This is a genomic window from Vicinamibacterales bacterium, assembly GCA_041659285.1.
In the GTDB taxonomy this organism is placed as follows: Bacteria; Acidobacteriota; Vicinamibacteria; order Vicinamibacterales; family UBA2999; genus 12-FULL-67-14b.
In genome coordinates this window covers 178,819-195,968 of the sequence record JBAZYO010000010.1, presented here as the reverse complement: position 1 = coordinate 195,968, position 17,150 = coordinate 178,819, and the positions used below count along the sequence as shown (strand labels likewise).

Annotated in this window: 8 protein-coding genes; 1 reads left to right on the top strand and 7 read right to left on the bottom strand. The window is 68.2% G+C overall.

The window, feature by feature from the left end; all coding sequences use genetic code 11:
* Positions 1–520: 520 nt before the first annotated feature.
* Positions 521–733 (bottom strand): hypothetical protein, encoded by a 213-nt coding sequence (locus tag WC815_16990; GenBank protein MFA5910482.1) that lies wholly within the window; start codon positions 731–733, stop codon positions 521–523.
* A gap of 389 nt (positions 734–1,122) precedes the next feature.
* Positions 1,123–5,076 (bottom strand): CocE/NonD family hydrolase, encoded by a 3,954-nt coding sequence (locus tag WC815_16985; GenBank protein MFA5910481.1) that lies wholly within the window; start codon positions 5,074–5,076, stop codon positions 1,123–1,125.
* A gap of 231 nt (positions 5,077–5,307) precedes the next feature.
* On the opposite strand from WC815_16985, the gene WC815_16980 reads away from it, so the two are divergent.
* The gene (locus WC815_16980; protein MFA5910480.1) at positions 5,308–8,037 is read left to right on the top strand and encodes a TonB-dependent receptor; all 2,730 of its coding nucleotides are present in this window, start codon (positions 5,308–5,310) and stop codon (positions 8,035–8,037) included.
* A 41-nt stretch (positions 8,038–8,078) separates the two neighbouring features.
* Here WC815_16980 and WC815_16975 read toward each other — a convergent pair whose 3' ends face one another.
* From WC815_16975 to cysN, 5 genes are all read right to left on the bottom strand, one after another.
* The gene (locus WC815_16975) at positions 8,079–10,043 is read right to left on the bottom strand and encodes a tetratricopeptide repeat protein (protein MFA5910479.1); all 1,965 of its coding nucleotides are present in this window, start codon (positions 10,041–10,043) and stop codon (positions 8,079–8,081) included.
* On the bottom strand, positions 10,044–12,164 hold the full coding sequence (locus tag WC815_16970; protein MFA5910478.1) for a sulfatase-like hydrolase/transferase: 2,121 nt from the start codon (positions 12,162–12,164) through the stop codon (positions 10,044–10,046).
* On the bottom strand, positions 12,161–14,467 hold the full coding sequence (locus WC815_16965; protein ID MFA5910477.1) for a sulfatase-like hydrolase/transferase: 2,307 nt from the start codon (positions 14,465–14,467) through the stop codon (positions 12,161–12,163). The genes WC815_16970 and WC815_16965 overlap by 4 nt, the downstream gene beginning before the upstream one ends.
* Positions 14,468–14,544: 77 nt before the next feature.
* Complete coding sequence (locus tag WC815_16960; protein ID MFA5910476.1) at positions 14,545–15,363, bottom strand: sulfite exporter TauE/SafE family protein; 819 nt, start codon at positions 15,361–15,363, stop codon at positions 14,545–14,547.
* Complete coding sequence (gene cysN / locus WC815_16955) at positions 15,330–17,132, bottom strand: sulfate adenylyltransferase subunit CysN (protein MFA5910475.1); 1,803 nt, start codon at positions 17,130–17,132, stop codon at positions 15,330–15,332. The genes WC815_16960 and cysN overlap by 34 nt, the downstream gene beginning before the upstream one ends.
* Between the last annotated feature and the right edge of the window lie 18 nt (positions 17,133–17,150).

Sequence of the window (17,150 nt, the reverse complement as noted above, 5' to 3'; positions counted from 1 at the left end):
CTGCCGCTCTGGCCGCTCTTGCGCGTGCAATCGAGATCGGTCTGCGGTTTCACGCCAGCCAGCTAGCCACGCAATGGAGCCGCCGGCGCGCTGTCATCGTGTGAAAGATCGACGGAACGAGCGCGCCGCGGCTCATCGCTGGCGTTAGCCCGCTGAACCCACACACCGAAACGACGACGAACGATGAAGGCCCCGGAACAGATTGAGACGACGAGGTTGATTCTGCGGCAACCTCACTTGAGCGATGCGGTCACGATCTTCGAGCGCTATGCGAGCGATCCTGAAGTCACGCAATTCCTGGGTTGGCCGCGGCATCGCACGATTCGAGACACGGAGGCCTTCCTGCAGTTCAGCGCAGCGGAATGGGAGCACTGGCCCGCAGGGCCGTACTTGATCACTTCGCGCTCGGACGGGAGGTTGATCGGCGGCACCGGTTTCGGCTTTTGCGCGCCGCGCGAGGCCGTCACCGGGTATGTTCTGGCCAAGGATGAATGGGGCATGGGCTACGCGACAGAGGCACTCACCGCTGTTCGATGTTGCTGCTCGGATAGGCGTCAAGCGATTGCAGGCGCTCTGCCATCCGGACCATCGCCCATCGCGACGCGTTCTCGAGAAGTGCGGGTTCGTCCGAGACGACACGGCGACGCAGCAGGTGGCGTTTCCCAATTGGGCTCCAGGCGTTCAGCACGATGCCATTTGCTATGCTCTGGCTCTCAAGACGCAGGAGAATCACACGGGCTAACACGGTATCTTGCAGCCCACGGCGACCTGCGTGACGATGAGCCGCCGCGGCTGAAGCCTGGCCGCTATGCCGCAAGGCAGTACGAACTGATTTCGTCCAACTCGGGTTCGATCATCGGACTTGGGTAACCCTGCGAGACGAACTCCACCGCTTCGCCCAACAGGAGACACAAGTCAGCGGCGCCACGCGATTTGGACAGAAGCATGTTGTGCTGGGTACGATACCAGGGCCTTCAGGGCGGGGCGCCGCTATCGTGGTCGTACGGATCGTGCGCCACGGCGAAGACTTCCGTCGATTCGTGACGGCCTATCCGGGAGTGAGATCATGAGCGAGCCATTCCATGAACTCGATGCCGTGGTACGGGCCGCGCCCCAGCAACGTCAGCGGGCGTCCAGCGCGTCGGCAAGGCGGGCGATCTCCTCGAGGGTGGTGACGAAACGCGTGAGAGCCTGTTCCAGGCGAGCCGTCTCGCGGGCGACCGCCGCGGCGTCGCCGATGCGAATCGCCTCGGCCAGTCCCGGGAGCGGCTGGCCCTCATACAGCGAGTAGATGTTCCACCCGTAAATCACGTGACGGTACCAGCGGGTGTCCGGCGGCGCCGACTCATCCAGCAACTGCTGCTCCAGGCGAACGAGGGCGTCGTTGATTTGCCGCGCGCGCGCCGGATCGACGCCACCCGCGGCGCCGCGCCGATCCAGCCGCGCTTCAATCGCCGAGGCCGCGGTGACGGCCCGCGTGGCCAGGCCTCGTGCCGTGGCCATGTCGATGGCGACCCGGCGCCTCCCCATGTCATCGACCGCCCATCCGGCGGCGTTGTCGATGAACTCTTCCATCTTTCGCGCGTAGTGCGAATAGCGGAACGGGAGCAGTTCCGTCGACGCCAGGCGCATCACGGTCAGGCCGAGCACGCGCGCCAGGGTCTGGCCGACCTTGAAGCCGGGGTCGGTGTGGCGCTCCACGTACTGCCGCGTGTCGTAGTTGGAGTGATAGGGGCCGTAGCTCCCCTCGAAGTCGAACTCCATCTGCAAGGTGGGAAGTCCCAGGAAGTCCTGGAACGCCACGAAGTCCGCGCCGCTGCCGAGCGCCGCCAGCTCCACTTCGTAGCCGTCGGGTCCGCGACGGCGACGCTCCACCGGCTGTCGCTGCCATTCGTCGGCCCGCCAGCGGTCGTAGACCGAGCCGCCGCCATCGTAGTGCGGCACCTCGCGCGTCACCTGCACGAGGAAGTCGCGGAGCGAGGGCGTGCCGCCGCCGTCGAAGCGGCCGCGCATCGACAGGTCGGTATTGATGTAGACGATCGCCTTCTCGCGCAACTCCGCCTGCATCGCCTCGGCGTACTCGGTCGATCCGATCAGCCCGAACTCTTCCGCATCCCAGAAGGCAAAGACAATGGAACGCTCCGGCGTCCAGCCCGATCGCGCGAGGGCGGCGAGCCCGCGCGCCACCTCGAATGTCGGTCCCAACCCCGTGCCGGGATCCATCCCGCCGAAACTCCACGCATCGTGGTGGGTGCCGAGCACGATCCAGCGGTCGGGGTCGCGGCCGGTGATCTTCCCGATCACGTTGCGAATGGGCCGCCGGCTCGCCTCCATCTGCACATCGAGCCGCACCGTCACCGGGCCCGGGCCCAGCCGATAGGCGAACGGCAGCCCGCCCTGGAATCCGGCAGGCACCGGTGGTCCGGCCAGCCTCGACAGGATCTTCGATGCCTCTTTCCACGCGAGCACGACCGCGGGGATCCTGGGCAGGGTGGGCGCCGTGGCCGGATCGAGGGCCGGGGCGCCGCGCGTGGCGCCGACGCCGGGCGTCAGCGGATCGCCGTGCCAGAACCAGCTGTACTTGGCATTGCCGCTCTGCGACTGGAAATCAGCGCGCCAGGGGCCGTCGGGCCATTCCAGGCCGCGCGCATAGCCGTCATCCGCCGGATCGGAATAGATGATGATGCCGGCCGCGCCGGCGTGCTCCGCGGTGTGCACCTTCACGGCGCGGTGGCTGCGCGCGTAGCGCGCGATCACGATCTTGCCGCGCACGTCGACGCCGGCCGCGGCCAGGCGGGCGTAGTCGGGCGGCAGGCCGTAGTTCACGTAGACGACCGGTGCGCTGACCGTGCCCGACGCGGAGTAGGCGACAAACGCCGGACCCAGTTCGGGATGCGCGCCGTCGGGATCGCGGGGATCGACGGGCTCGCGGACGGTCAGCGATTCGGCGCTCGGCCAGACGATGTCCACCTTCACCGACTTCGGCGTGGACAGGTGCACGACGTACTCGCGCACCTCGGTCTGCAAGCCCGCCGTGTCGAGCGCGCGTCGCACCCGATCGGCCACCTCCATCGAGCGCGCCGATCCGGCGATGTGCGGGTGTTCGGTGACCTGCCGGTGTATCGCGCTGATGGACTCGGTCGAAACACCGCTCAGAAAGCGCTGTTCCAGCGCCCGCGCGGCGGCCGCCCTCGCGGGCGATGAACCGAGCGGGACTGCCGGCGTCCCGGCGGCGGTTGACTGGCCGGGTGAGGCCGCGGTCGACGGCCGCGGCACGAGGGGCAAGAGCAGGCGCGACGGGTGCGACTGGTCGTGGAGAATCGTCTGCGTGGCGCGGAGCACCGTGCCGTCCTGCCCGAAGACGCCGCCGGTATTGGGATTGCGGTCGAAGCGCGGGAAATTGCTGCTCGACACCTCGAGGCGAATCCGGTGTCCGGTGCGAAACAGGTTTGACGTGGCACCGAGGTCGATCGTGATCTCGGTGGGCTCGCCGGGCGTCAAGAGCGCCGGCGCCGTCTTGCCGGCCCGGTATCGCGCGCGCAGAATGCCGTCGGCGAGGGCCCGGGCGGTGCCGTCGGGAAACACATCCACCAACGTGCCGGTGAAGTCGGTGTCGCGCGCGCTCGACGCAATCCACAGCGTGAGTGCGAGGGGGCCGGTCACTTCAAGGTCGGCGGTCAGCGGCGAGCTGGTGTAGACGAGCACGTCTGGGCGCTGCTCCATCGCCCGCCGATCGATTGGTGAACGCGAGTAGCCGCCGCTTGCGCCCGTCGGCACCGGGTCCTTCGGGTCATAGGTGTATTGGTCCGATGGCTCTCGACCCGGGGCCGCGAGGTCCAGGCGCCCGTCCCCCAACAGCGTGGCCGCATGGCCTCCGCCGCGGAGAAAGTACTCCGTGGTGCGAGCGCGCGCGAGGGGCCATTCCTGCTCGTCCCGCCACTGGTTCAAGCCCATGACGAACAGGCGCACCGGCGCCTGCTCTACGGGGCTGGTCCGGCTAAAGCCGGACTCCACATTGGCCCCGCCACGGAGCCAGTAGTCGAACCAGCCCAGCATGGCTTCGTCCGCGCTGAAACCGGCGTCCGGGCCGAAGTCGACATTCCCGATCGCCGTGGTGTCCTTGCTCGGTCGCGCGTGGGTCCAGGGGCCGACCACGAGGCGCTGGTAGCGGCGCGCGGTGTCGGTGGCCGCGTGCGCACGCAGGCCCGCGAAGTTGCGCAGCGTGCCGGTGAGCAAGGTGTCGTACCAGCCGGTCAGGTGGAAGGCCGGAACAAGGAAACGGTCGTGACGGGATTCAATGTCGGCTGGAGCCCAGAACGCGTCGGCGTCGGGGTGCGAGAGCAGCTGCCGGTAGCCGGGCGCAAAGCGATTCAGGTCGAGCTCGTTGAACGTCATGAGCGGCAGGTGCCACAGCCACGACGACTGGAGCAGGGCCGTGTGCCGGGGTTCCAGGCCGATGGGACCGTCCCGATCCATGTCCGGCGTCAGCACCCGGCGGCGGACGTCCATCGCCTGGCCCAGATTCCACCCGAGCCCGTCACTGAGGTAGAACGCACCGCCCTGGAACACCATGTCATGGCGGCGGCTGTAAGACGAGGCGGGAAACAGGGCCACGAGGGCGGGGGGCTGACGGGTGGCGGCCTCGAGCTGGGTGGTCGCCAGGTAACTGCCGCCGAACATGCCAACGCGGCCGTCCACCCATGGCAGGGACGCCGCCCATTGCACCGTGTCGTAGCCATCATCCGCTTCGTCATGAGGCTTCGCGACGCCGTCGGAGGTGTATCGCCCGCGGGTATCCTGCACGACCACGACGAACCCGTGCGCCGCCATCGCGCTGAATCGCCGGGCCGCGTTGCGGTCGTTCTTGGAGTAGGGCGTGCGCTGCAGCAGGGCCGGGAGCCGGCCGGGAGCCGCCGGTCGGTAGACATCGGCACGAAGAATCACCCCGTCGCGCATGCGGGCGGGCAGGTTCTTCTCGACCCGGACCTCGGGCGGCGCATCTGGCGGCGCCTGGGGTGGCAGCGGGGCGGCGCCGAGCAATAGCAATGCCAGAACTGGGACAAGTGGTGATCGCATGCGACTCGGGACGTTAGTCCCCGTCGTCCGGCGTGTCAACGCCGGGCGCACGCAAGTTTCGATGACCGGATGCGGGACGAATGACCGACGAGACCATAACGCCGTTGACATAACAGTGACGACGGCCAGATAATCCGCTCGGTTTGTAAAACCTTGTAATCGCCGGGGCGTCGATGACGCGGCGGCGGCGAGTCGGTGGTAGCGGGTTGGGAGGTTGAGATGCGGCGTTGTATGGCCTGGGTCTTTGCGATTGTCATGCTATTGGCCAGTCCGGCGTCGGGGTGGGCTCAGACCACCACCGGCGTCATTCGTGGCGTTGTAACCGACGCGTCCGGCGCCGTGTTGCCCGGTGTCACGGTCACGCTGCGAGGGCGTGCCGTGCCTGGCGCGCCGACGACAGTCACCAATGAAGTCGGTCTGTATCGATTCCCGAACCTGCCGCCGGGTGCCTACGACCTCACGGTGGAGCTCGCTGGCTTTACGACCAGCACCCAGACCGGCATTCAGGTGTCCCTTGGCGGCTCGGCCGAGATTGACGTGCAGCTCAAGCTAAGTACGCAGTCAGAGACCATCACCGTGGTCGCCCAGGCGCCGGTCGTCGATTCAACCAGCTCGCAGGTGGCGACCAACTACTCGCGCGAGTGGGTCGAGAACGCCCCCGTGCGCCGGTTCACGTTCTTCGACCTCATCAACGCCGCGCCAGGGGTCAGCCCGTCGACGTCCACCAGTTCCCGGTCGCAGTCATTCGGATCGGCGACCAACGAAAACGTCTATCTGATCGACGGCACCGACTTCACGGCGCCGCTGACCGGCGCGGCCTGGCCGTGGCCCAACACCGACGCCATCGAAGAAGTGCAGGTGCTCTCACTCGGCGCGCCCGCCGATTACGGCAACCTGGGCGGCGCGGTCTTCAATGTCGTGACGCGCCAAGGCAGCAATACGTTCCACGGCGACGCCAATTTCTACTTCCAGAACCAGAGCCTGACGGGCCGCAACACGACCGACAAGCAAGACAACAAGCTGCCCTATAACCGCGATGAGTTCAAGGACACCACCGTGCAGCTGGGCGGCCCGGTCATGAAGGACAAGTTCTGGTTCTTCGGCTCGTTCCAATACCAGAAGGACGCCGATTCGCAGCCCGGCACCGATCCGGCGTTCCCCGCGCGGTCGTCGGCCAAGCGCTACTTCTACAAGGTGAACTACCAGTTCAACCAGAGCCACCGTCTGCAGTTCCAGACGCACGACGACTTCTACCGCATCCCGGCGCGCGCCTCCGCCAACACCGCGCCCAGCACACTTTCTGTGGAAAACGGGCACAACCCATCGCCCGGCTTGCTGTGGACCTCGGTGATCAACCCGACCACCGTGTTGGAGGCGCGCTACTCGGGCTTCTACGGCGTCGATCATGGCGACCCGCTCAACGGCGGTTCGCGCGTCGCGCGTCGCTACAACGACCTCGACACCGGCCAGATCACCGGCGGCATCTACTCGTGGTACGACGGGAAGAGTGCCAAGACCGCGTTCTCGGCCAAGGTCACGAAATACGCTGATGCGTTCATGGGCGGCAGCCACGACTTCAAGCTGGGGGTGCAGTATAACGGCGGCCTCGGCGAGTACACCTACGGCCTCAACGACTACATCTACACCTACGGCTCGACGCCCGCGTATGGCTACACGCAGTTGCCGTACACCCAAGGCGGCCGCCTGCGGTCGATGGGCATCTTCGCCGACGATACCTACCAAGTCGGAAGGGCCACGCTGAACCTGGGCATCCGCTACGACGACAGCAAGGCCTACATCGCCGCGCAGGACCTCCTTGACGCGAGCGGTAAGCCCACCGGGGCCCAGTCCCGGGCGGTCGACGAGGTTTTCCGATGGCGCGTCGTGTCGCCACGCATCGGCATCAACTTCAAGGCGAACGAGAGCGGCTCGACGCTGCTCAAGGCACACTACGGGCGCTACTACCGGGGCATCGTGACCGGGGAGTTCGACAACACCACGCCGTCGATCTCTGCGAGATACTTGTTCTCCGGTCTTTACAGTGCGGCCGGAGTCCCGCTCGACAAGGAACTGGTGTCCGACAACTCCAGGCTCTCCGTCGACCCCGACTTGAAGAACCCCTACACCGACCAGTTCATCGCTGCCTGGGAGCAGCAGGTGGGGCAGAACCTCGGGTTCTCGGTGAGCTTCGTGCACAAGCGCAGCGAGCGCCAAACGGCGTTCCCCGACATCGGCGGCACCTATAGTCTGGTCGCTTACACGGCTCCGGCGGGCGCCAGCGTGCCTCAGGTCTACCGGTTGACGAGCGGCGCCGATTCGCGGCGCTTCCAGCTCAGGAACGACGACCGCATGTTCTCGCGCTACAACGGCGTAGCGTTTGAAATCAAGAAGCGCATGTCGAGCCGCTGGCAGGCCAACTTTGGCCTGACGCTCTCGAAGTCCACCGGGCGCCAGGGCTCGAGTTCGGCGCGTTCCACGCCGCTGTCGAACCAGAACAGCATTGCCAGCATTTTCGGGCAGAACCCGAACGACTTCATCAACAGCGATGGTCGTCTCATTGGCGACCGGCCGGTGGTCCTGAAGACGCAGTTCCTGTACCAGATGCCGTGGGGGATCATGTCGTCCGTCAACTTCATGAGCCAGAGCGGCAAGCCGATCTACTCGGAGATTCGCGCGGCCACCAGCGCCACGGGCATTCCCGGGGCAAGCCGCATCATTGCCACGAAGAGCGACGGCGAGCTCCGCACCAAGCAATGGCAGACGATCGATGCCCGCGTCGAGAAGTCATTTAACCTCGGCCGCGGCGCGGAGTTGGCGGTGTTTGGCGACTTTCTGAACCTGACCAACAGCGATGCGAACGAGAGCGTGCTCGACCGGCGCCTCGGCAACGCGAACTACAACGTGCCGTCGCGATTCATCCTGCCGCGCCGGTTGATGGTCGGCGGCAAGTTCCGGTTCTAACAGGCCTGGGACTTGGGGCTTGCGAGCCTCAAGCCGGACACTTACTGCCCGGGGTTGCGATACGCGCGGCCCCGGGCAGTGATCTGTACGGCCAAATCCTGATCGCCTTGGGCCGCGGCCAGCGTGGCTGCCCTGGCGTTGACCGTGACCGCCTCAGCCAGCCGATTGTTGGCCGCCAGCGCCGCCGCCAACGTTTCGATTGCGCGAGGATCGCGGTTGCCGGTGGCCTCGACGACCGCGCCGGCCAGTCGCAGCGCCAGCATCGCATCTCGAGGCTCGATGACACGGCCAGTCGCCAACAGGCGCGCCAGGTTGTGCGCAAGGCCGACGTCGTTCTGGTGCTTCGCCAACGCCGTTTCAAACACCGACCGCGCCTCGCGCGTCTGCCCCGACTGGAGTAGCAGCACGCCGAGCGCGCTCGGGACCGCCGGGTCGTCAACGCCCAGGCGTATTGCTTCTCGCAGGACCGGCAACGCCTCGCCGAGGCGGCCAAGGCTGGCGAGTGCCATGCCCAGGCTCGCCTGCGAATGGGTTCGCTGAGGGTCGAGGGCGACGGCCTGCCGGTAGCGCTCGGCCGCTCCGGTCAAGTCGCCCCTGGTCGCCAGGTCGTTGCCCTGGCGTTCGAGACGCCCGGCATCAAGGCGGTCGAGATTCGCCCTGGCGCCGGCGTGGTCCGGCCGCAGCGTGAGGACCTGCCGATACCGGGCCGCCGCCTCCTCGTTGCGCCCCTCGGCGGCAAGCGCCACGCCGAGGTTGTACAACCCGACATCGTGGGCCGGTTCCAGCGACACGACGCGAGTCCAGAGCGACACCGAGTCGGACCACCATGTCAGGACCTGCCGCGACGCCAGTGATGAGGCCACGGCCAACACCACGAAGGCGGCGGTCACCAGCCGGGCACGGCCCTGCCGTCGTGCGGCCCACCGCGCGCCGGCTCCTGCTATCACGATCGCCAGGACGACTCCGGGCAGGTAGGTGTAGCGATCGGCAGTGACCTGGAGCCCGCTCGGCACCAGTCCCGCAGCTGGGGCCAGCAACGCCAGATACGCCACCCACGCCGCCGAGAGACCGGGCCACCTATGGCGCCAGGTCCAGGCGGCGAGGGATGCAGCCGCCAGCGTCAGCAACGCCGCGAGCAGCACGCCGGGGCTTTCGACCGGCTCGATCGGCAACAGGTCGAGCGGCGTCAGCGCCATCGGGGCCACGGTGTGCCACACGTACACGAACGGGGCCGATGCCGCCGATTGCAGTCGGTACAGCCACGGCGTGTCGTTCAACCCAGGGACGCGCGCCACGCTCTCGATCACGGCCGCCGCGATGGCCAGGACCGCGAACGGCCACACCCTGGCCACGCTCGCGCGCGGGCCTCGCTTGAGGAGACCGGCATCGACGGCCAGGAGCACGATCGGAAAGCCAAGGGCAACCGGCCTGGCACCGAGCGATGCGGCGTAGAGCACCAACGCCACGACCCACCACGCCGCCGATGGCCGCGCATCAATGTGGTGTCCGGCGTTAGCCGGACCGGTCATATAGGCGAGCAACGACGCGAGCATGAGTCCGAGCGCGAGAGCGTAGGGCAGCGCGCTGATCCACGCCACCGGCTCGACTCTCAGTGGGTGCAAACCATAGAGGAGGGCCGCGGCCAGGGCAGCCCGGTCGTGCCATGGTCCGGGCAGGTCCGGCGCGGTCCGCAAGAACGCACGACGGCTCACGCCCCAGACGAGCACCACGCAGGTGACATGCGCCAACACGTTCGCCGCATGAAACGCCACCGCGTTGAGGCCGTAGCGAGTCTTGATGGCGGCCCACACCAGCCAACTGAGCGGCTGGTAGTGTTCCATGTAGGTGGTCGTGAAAGCCCAGGTCGCTGCGCGGTAGTCGAGCGACGGGTTCTGCAGAATGACGGCCTGGTCGTCCCAGTTCAGGAAGGCAAACCCGGTGGCAGGCAGGAACGTCCAGACCACCGCGGCGGCCATCACGACAAGCGAGACGACCCGGGCGGCCATTCAGCGCAGCTCTGCGAGCCTTTGCCGTGCGGCGGCAAACCGTGGGTCGAGTTCGAGCGTGCGCCTGAACTGCGCGGCCGCTTCGTCGTGCTTGTTCTGCCTGGCGAGGGCCAGGCCCAGATTGTAGGCGTACTGCGGGTTGGCGCGCTCGCGCGTGGCCGCCTCACGAAAGGCCGCTTCGCCTCCGGACAAGTCGCCGCCGCCGGCGAGGACCATGCCGAGTGAATTCCAGTACGACGCCGTCGCCGGATCGAGCGCGATGGCTTCGCGCAGCAAACGGGCGGCGTCGGCCGGTCGTCCTCCGTCGCGATACAGCTCGCCGAGCTTGACCCGCACGAGCGCATCGCGAGGCGCCATCTGCGCCACGCGCTCGTAGGAGCGGGCGGCGAGGCCCCGGTCACCCAGCTGCCGTCCGAGGTCGCCTTCGCGTTCGATCAGCCGGGGGTCGTCCGGTGCGGCTCTCTGTCCGCGCCGGACCGCTTCGAGGGCCAGGGTGGCCTTGCCATCGGCGAGGTGCGCGTCGGCGAGCCCGAGATAGGCGGCCGAGTAGGAGGGCAGCTTCTTGATGGCGCCCTCGTAATGTGTGGCGGCCTCGCGCCACCGCTTCAACCCGGTCAAGGCGCGGGCGGCGTAATAGTGGGCTTCGAAGCTGTCGATGCCGAGGCCGAACAGGCCCCGGAAGCGATCGAGGCTGGCGGCGTAGCGGCCTTCGCGCAGGTTGATCAGTCCCTCGCGCATCAGCGTATTGAGTGTCTGGTACTCCGCGATCTTGTCCTTCGGGTCCGCGCCAGACGCCCGGCTGGTCGAGGGCCCGCCGCTGCTGACGTAGCCGAGCGCCCCCAGTTTCTCGAGCAGGTCCGGTGGCACCGCGGCGGTGGCGTTCCCCTGGCCGCGCAGCGTCGTTTGCTCCTGGCGCAGGCGCTGCTCGATTCCTGCCCGGTAGGCCCGCGCCCGCACCGGCTCCTGCTCGACGAGGTTGTGCCGCTCACCCGGATCGCGATCGAGATCGTAAAGCTCCGGCCGCGGGGCCAGGATGTACTTCCAGCGGCCGTCACGGAGCGCGCGAAGGTCGCTCCACCCGTAATGGATGAGCGGCGTCAGCGATTCGGCAAACGCCGGTTCGTCGTCCACGGGCGCGCCGCCGAGCGCCCGCGCCAGCGATCGGCCCGAGACGGCGGGCGTTGCCTCGGCCAGCCCCAGCAGTTCGAGCACGGTCGGCATCACGTCTACGGATCGCGCCACGACGCCGAGCCTCGTGCCCGCAGTGATGCCGGGGCCGCGCGCGATGAACGGAACGCGGAGCGTTGTTTCGTAGACGAAGAACCCGTGCACCGCCTCGTCGTGCTCGCCCAGCCCTTCGCCGTGGTCGGCCGTGACGATCAGCAGCGTGTCGTCGCGCAGGCCCGCCGCACCAAGCGCGGTGTCGAGCCGGCCCACCAACTCGTCTGACCACGCGACTTCGCCGTCGTATGGCCGATCGGCGTAGCGCGACGCGTACGGCTCCGGCGGCTCGTACGGATCGTGCGGGTCGTAGAGGTGCACCCACCCGAAGCGCCGCTCCGGCCCGGGCTCGCCGAGCCAGGCCACCGCCTCGGCCACCGTCGTATCGCCGCGCTTCTGGATCGTGTTCAGAAACCGGGCGTCGTCTTCGCCGACCTCGAACTGGTCGGAGTAGTGAGCAAACCCGCGGCCGAGGCCCGACTGCTTCGACAGCACGATCGACGACACAAAGGCGCCGGTCCGGAACCCTCGCTGTTGCAGGATTTCAGCGAGCACGGGCACGTCCTTGCCAAGGGGAGGCGACACGTTGTCTCGAATGCCATGTTCGGCCGGGTAGAGCCCGGTGAAGAGCGAGATGTGCGATGGGCGCGTAAGGGGCGCATGGGCCGAGGCGTGCAGGGCCATGGCTCCTTCGCGCGCAAGACGGTCGAGATTCGGGGTGGCCACCGTCGTGTTGCCGTACGCGCCGACGCGGTCGGCACGAAGCGTATCGATGGTCACCACCAGCACGTGCCGGGCCGTGCGCGCGGCCGGCGCCGCCGGTGGCGTGGGCGCACACGCGGCGCCTGCGGCGAGCAGCGCCACGGCCACGACGAGTCGGTTGCCCGGTGTCGAACTCACCGGCGCCCCGGGCTCCCGCCCCTGGCTTCGGCCCGCTTGCCGGCTGCCGCCTGGCGCGCCGCATCCGCGTCGCGACCCTGGCGCGAGTAGATATCGGCGAGTACGTAGTGACCCAGGGGGACCATGGCGGCATCGGGCTTCGTCGCGAGTCCCCGGGTGGCCGCCTCCTCAGCGTCCTTCAGATTGCCGGCGTCCAGAAGCGCCTTGGCGAGGTACAGGAAGCCGGTACCGAACTCAGGGTTCTGGTCGACTGCCGCGCGAAAATGCGTGAGTGCATCGGCGGCCCGACCGTCGCGGGCGAGCAGCTTCGCCAGGTTGAAATGGGGCTGGTACAGCTTGGGGCTGACCTTGATCTCGGCCTCGTACTCCGACGCGGCGGCCTGCCACTCGCCGCGTGCCTCGTGCACCAGGCCAAGGTTGTAGTGGGCCATCGACTGATCGCCCTTGAGCTTGATCGCTTCGACCAACGCGGCCTGCGCGGCGTCGATTTGTTTCAGCTCGAGGCGCGCTTCGGCGATCTTCACGAGAAACACGGCGCGGTCGCCGTCGAGTGCGAGGCCCTTCTCCAGCGTCGCGGCCGCGTTCGCAAACTGGCCCTGGCGCATCGACAGTTCCGCCAGTTGATAGAGCGCCTTCGCGCCACGCGGGTTGAGCTGAAACACGCGCTCGAAACCAGCGCGCGCCTCGTCCAGCTTCCCCGCCTGCCGGTAGGCCAGCGCCAGGCTCCACGCGGCGCCCTCGTGCTCCGGGTCGACGGCCAGCGCTTGCTGGTATGCCTTGATCGCGTCGGGAAGCCGGCCGGCCTTGGTGTGGATGTTGCCCAGGATCGTGTGAGCCTCCATCACCTCGGGATCGGCGGCCAGCACGCTGCGGACCTTGGCGATGGCCTCGTCCAGCCTGCCGGCGACGGAGTCACTCCCGGCGAGCTTCAGCAGGTTGTAGAGGCCGATCATGTCCTTGGGATCGCCACGGGGCCGTTCCACCAGCGCCGCCCGGCTGATGGTGCTGGCCACGTAGCCGAGCGCTCGCAGCCGTTCCTCGGCGGCGGGGTCGATCGCGCGGGGTGCCTGTGGCGTCGCGGCGACGGCCGTTCGCGTGGCCATCTCGCGGAGGGCGCGTTCGAGGGCATCGGCCATGCGTGGGTTCGAGGCCGCCAGGTCACGCGTCTCGCCGGGGTCGGCCTGCGTATCGTAGAGTTCGCGGCGCGGCGCGGCGATGAACTTGTATCGGCCATCGCGGACCGCGGTCAGTTCGCTCCAGCCGTAGTGGTAGCGCGGGTACCACGTCTCGCTGAATCCCAGGAGATCCATCTCCTCGCCCCGGCCCAGCGGCATCAGGCTGACGCCCTGCACCTCGGACGGCACCGCGGCGCCGACGAGATCCAGGACGGTCGGCATGACATCGACGATGCGAACCTGTTCGGGCACGGCGCGCGCCGGCACGCCCGGCCCGGCGACGATCAGCGGGATGCGCACCGCGGCGTCATACACGAAGAAGCCGTGCTGCTGCTCGCCGTGCTCGCCGAGCGACTCGCCGTGATCGGCCACGACCACGACGATCGTGTCATCGAGACGCCCGCTTTCCCGCAGCCGATCGAGGAGCCGGCCAATCTGCGCGTCGGTGGCGGCGATCTCGGCGTCGTAAGCGCCCTGCATGGTGGCTGGAAACCGCGATCGATACGGCTCCGGCGGCGTGTAGGGGCTGTGGGGATCGTAGAGGTGCACCCACGCCAGGAACGGGCGGTCGCGATCCTCGTCGAGCCAGGCGAGCGCGTGATCGACCACTTCACTGCCGGGCCGCTGCGCCGCATCCAGGCCGGCGGCCATTTCGTAGTTCGCCAAATCGAACGCGTCAAAGTAGTGGTCGAACCCCTGCGCGATGCCCCACCGATGGTCGAGCACGAAGGCGCCGACGAATCCCCCGGTGCGGTAGCCGCGGGACTGAAGGACCTCGGCGAGCGTCGTGATGGTGTCGTTCACATAGAAGCTGCCGTTGTCACGCACGCCGTGAAAGGTCGGAAAGGTGCCTGAGAGCAGCGAGGTGTGGGCGGGCAGGGTCAGCGGCGCTACCGTGGCGGCCTGCTCGAACCGCAGGCCGCGGGCCGCCAGGGCGTCGAGGACGGGAGTCGAGGCGGCCTGGTAACCGTAGCTCCCGAGCCGGTCGGCACGCAGCGTATCGACACTGACCAGCAGCACCGACCGCGGGCCGCGGCTCGACGACCCGCCGAGCCAGCCCTTCTGCCAACCGAACCAGCCGGCAGCGAGAGCGACCACAACGGCCGTCGCCGCGAGACCCTTGCGCATCGCGTTATGTTATCAGCGGCGATGCCGCGGCGGTCTGCCTGTCGGCTCACGGTCGAAACCGCTGAGCGCTGAAGCGGTCACATGGCGCCGCCCAGCATGGTCAGGCCAATCACGAGCAGCACCGCGCCGAGGGCCGTCCTCAGGATGGCGTGCGGCAGGCGTGATGAGATCGCGGTGCCAACCAGCGCCGCCGGAATGGAACCCGCCAACAGGTCGCGCAGCAGGGCCAGATCGATTCCGCTGAGCGCGAGGTGCCCGGCGCCGGCACAAAGCGCCAGCGGAATGGCGTGGGCAATGTCGGTGGCCACCAACCGCTGCGGGGTCAGGCGCGGATAAAGGCGCACCAGCATGACCACGCCAAGGGCCCCGGCGCCCACCGACGTGAGCGTCACCAGGAAGCCGAGGACGGCCCCCGCGGCGACGGTGGCCGTGGTCGTCCATCCGGAAGAGGCCGGCTCGGTGGCGGTTCGGCGCGGGCCGAGCGCCCGGAGCGGTGCTTCCGCCAGCAGGCCGGCCGCGGTCAGGCACACCGCCAGCGCAATTGCCAGTTTCACCAACACCACGCCGCCGTCGTTCGCCTGCCGGCCGGCCATCCAGATGAGCGTGACCGCCGACGCCGGCAGGCTGCCCATCCACAGGCGCCTCACCACCGGCCAGTCGATCAGCCGCTGTCGCATGTGAAGTCCGGACACTGCGAGCTTGGTGACCGCCGCAAACCACAGGTCGGTGCCCACGGCCACCAGGGGCGCCGTGCCAAACCCGAGCAGCAGGATGGGGGTCATGAGCGCGCCGCCGCCGACGCCGGTCATCCCGACCACGAATCCGGTGAGGGCGCCGGCCGCCACCTGCAGCGCGTCCATCGTCACCGGAGCCGCGCGAACAGCTGCTCGGCGCACTCCTCGGGCGAGCGCCCGGCCGTGAGCAGGTGCACCTCGGGCGACTCCGGCCGCTCGTATGGGCTGTCGATGCCGGTGAAGTTCGGCAAGGCGCCGCTGCGGGCCTTCGCATACAAGCCCTTGGGATCGCGGCGTTCGCATTCCTCGATCGGGGTGTCGACGAACACCTCCACGAACTCTCCGTCTGCGAACCGGTCTCGCGCCGCTCGCCGTTCGGCGCGGAATGGAGAGATGAACGCGACCAGCACCATCAGCCCGGCATCCACCATCAGGTGGGCGACCTCGGCGACGCGCCGGATGTTCTCGGCCCGGTCCGCCTCGGTGAAGCCCAGGTCGCGATTGAGTCCGTGCCGGATGTTGTCGCCGTCGAGCAGATAGGTGTGGCGGCCCGCCGCATACAGGCGTTGCTCGAGGCGGTTGGCGATCGACGACTTTCCGGAGCCCGAGAGGCCCGTGAACCACACGCAGCACGGTTGCTGCTGCTTCAAGGCCGCCCGCGCCGGCCCCGTGACCTCGAGCGCCTGCCAGTGCACGTTCGCGGCGCGGCGCAGCGCGAACTCGATCATGCCGGCGCCTACGGTTTCGAAGGTGAGCGGGTCGATCAGGATGAAGGCGCCCAGCGTGCGATTGACGGAATAGGGTTCAAACACGAGGGGCTGCGCCGTCGACAGGTTGACCACGCCGATCTCGTTCAGCGCCAGCGTCTTCGCCGCCAGGTGGGCATCGCTGCCGACGTCGATGCGATGCTTGATGGCGGTCACGGTCGCGCGCATTTCCTTTGAGTACGCCTTGAGCAGGTACGAACGGCCTGGAATGAGGTCGTGAGATCCCATCCACAACAGCCGGGCCTCGAACTGATCGGCCACCGCGGGCGCCGCCGTGGCGGCCGCGATCACGTCGCCACGGCTGACGTCCACCTCGTCGATCAGCGTCAGCGTGACGGAGTCGCCTGCTTCGGCCCGGGCCCGCTCGCCACCGCACGTCACGATGCCCTTGACGCGGGTTTCCACGCCGGAGGGCAGCACGCGCACGCGGTCGCCCGGATGCACGGCTCCCGCGCAGACCCGTCCGGCCGCGCCACGAAAATCGGGGCCGGGACGATTGATCCACTGCACTGGCATCCGGAACGGCCCGGACGAAGGCGGACCGGTCACCTCGATGGTTTCGAGATACGAGATCACTGTAGGCCCGTCGTACCAGGGCATGCGCGCGCTCGGCGCGACGAGGTGATCGCCCTCGAGCGCGGAGATTGGGATTGGCCTGACGCTGGTGATGCCGCACGCGGCCGCGAACGGCGCGTAGGCGTCGACGACAGCTTCGAAGACCTCCCGCGAATAGTCCACCAGGTCCATCTTGTTGACCGCGAGCAGGACGTGCCGGATGCCCATGAGCGCGACGATGCGGGTGTGGCGCCGGGTCTGGGTGAGCACGCCTTTGCGCGCATCGACCAGGATCACCGCCAGGTCGGCGGTGGAGGCGCCGGTGGCCATGTTCCGCGTGTACTGCTCGTGGCCCGGCGTGTCGGCGACGATGAACCGCCGGGCGGGGGTGGAAAAGAAGCGGTAGGCGACGTCGATGGTGATGCCTTGCTCTCGCTCGGCCTGCAGTCCATCCACCAGCAGCGCGAAGTCGACGCGGCTGCCCTGCGTGCCGAACTTGCGCGAATCGGCTTCGAGCGCCCGCGTCTGGTCGTCGAAGACCGCGCGCGACTCGTGCAGCAGCCGGCCGATCAGGGTCGACTTGCCGTCATCGACGCTGCCGCACGTGATCAGCCGGAGCAGGGGGAG

Excerpts from the sequence above, each read along its gene's own strand:
- WC815_16985 (MFA5910481.1), bottom strand. The coding sequence starts at position 5,076 with ATGCGATCACCACTTGTCCCAGTTCTGGCATTGCTATTGCTCGGCGCC.
- WC815_16975 (MFA5910479.1), bottom strand. The coding sequence starts at position 10,043 with ATGGCCGCCCGGGTCGTCTCGCTTGTCGTGATGGCCGCCGCGGTGGTC.
- WC815_16980 (MFA5910480.1), top strand. The coding sequence starts at position 5,308 with ATGGCCTGGGTCTTTGCGATTGTCATGCTATTGGCCAGTCCGGCGTCG.
- WC815_16965 (MFA5910477.1), bottom strand. The coding sequence starts at position 14,467 with ATGCGCAAGGGTCTCGCGGCGACGGCCGTTGTGGTCGCTCTCGCTGCC.